Here is a 1,337-nt window from a genome sequence, read left to right as displayed (position 1 = left end):
GGGAGTATCCCGTAAACTGTGTAAATAAAAAATATCGAGGGTCATGACCCTCGATATTTTTTTTATTAATTTTAAATTTTTACACAGCATGAAGAAAGAAGATTTATTATCGGACGACTTTTTAAAACAGTTCAAAACTGGCGATGAGCTCAATTCCTTTTTAAAGCAGCTCCAGAAGCGGGGTATTGAAAAGATGCTCGAAGGAGAGTTAGACGGTCACTTGGGCTACGATAAACATGAAAAATCCAACACCTCCAATGCCCGTAATGGGTATTCCGATAAAAAAGTAAGAACCTCCTATGGGGAATCTAAGATACAGGTCCCCAGAGATCGTGAAGGTTCTTTTAACCCCATGATTGTCCCCAAACGCGACAATATGGTCGATGGGATCGAAAATGTGATTGTGTCGCTCTATGCCAAGGGAATGAGCAATAGCGATATCGAAGAACAGATCCGTGAGGTGTACAACTTTGATGTGTCTACTTCGACCATATCCCGTATCACCGAAAAGGTGACTGCGGACATTGTCGCCTGGCAGAACCGTCCCTTAGAACCCGTTTACCTGATCGTGTGGATGGACGGTATTGTCTTTAAGGTCAGGGAAGGCTCCAAGGTCATCAATAAAACGGTCTATATAGCCGTAGGACTGCGCAGGGATGGTAAAAAAGAAGTGCTGGGGCTTTGGTTAGGAAAGAATGAATCCGCTGCCTTTTGGATGAGTGTCCTTACTGATATGAAGGCCAGAGGCGTCGAAGACATCCTCATTACGGCTACAGACAACTTAAATGGTTTTACCGATACCATCAAGAATGTCTTCCCAGAGTCCAAGACACAGATCTGTGTAGTGCACCAAATCCGAAATGCCTGTCGGTATGTGGTATGGAAGGACAAAAAGAACTTTACAGCCGATATGAAACACATTTACAATGCTCCCAATGAAAAGGCTGCCAAGGCCGCTTTAGAGGACTTTGCTAAGAAATGGGACAGCAAATATTCCTATGCAGTTAAAAGCTGGAGAGACAACTGGGAGGATCTAACCGTGTTCTTTGAGTTCCCTGTGGAGATCCGAAAGATCATCTATACCACCAACCTTATTGAAAACCTCAATGGAAAGATCAGGAAGTATACCAAGAACAAATTATCCTTCCCGACCGATGAGGCTGTGATGAAATCTGTATATTTGGCCCTCAGAGAGGCCACTAAAAAATGGACTATGCCCATTAGGAACTGGGGCGTTGTTTTAAATCAGTTCCTGACGATCTATGAAAAAAGGGTCAGACTCTAAGTAAGAATCTAACCCTCGATATTTTAGTTTACACACTTTCTGGGATAGTGTC

At 43.1% G+C, this 1,337-nt stretch carries 1 protein-coding gene; it reads left to right on the top strand.

Going from position 1 to position 1,337, the window contains the following annotated elements; translation table 11 throughout:
- Window positions 1-88: 88 nt before the first annotated feature.
- Entirely contained in the window at window positions 89-1,285 is a 1,197-nt protein-coding gene (locus tag UXI14_RS17990; RefSeq protein WP_335967349.1) for an IS256 family transposase, read from the top strand.
- The last annotated feature ends 52 nt before the right edge of the window (window positions 1,286-1,337 follow it).

Source organism: Galbibacter sp. PAP.153 (genome assembly GCF_037029175.1).
Taxonomy (GTDB): Bacteria; Bacteroidota; Bacteroidia; order Flavobacteriales; family Flavobacteriaceae; genus Galbibacter; species Galbibacter pacificus.
The sequence above is the reverse complement of the archived record's forward strand: the minus strand, read 5'-3'. Positions and strand labels throughout refer to the sequence as shown.

Bases quoted from the DNA above. Each gene is read 5' to 3' on its own strand.
- UXI14_RS17990 (WP_335967349.1), top strand. From the start codon at position 89: ATGAAGAAAGAAGATTTATTATCGGACGACTTTTTAAAACAGTTCAAA.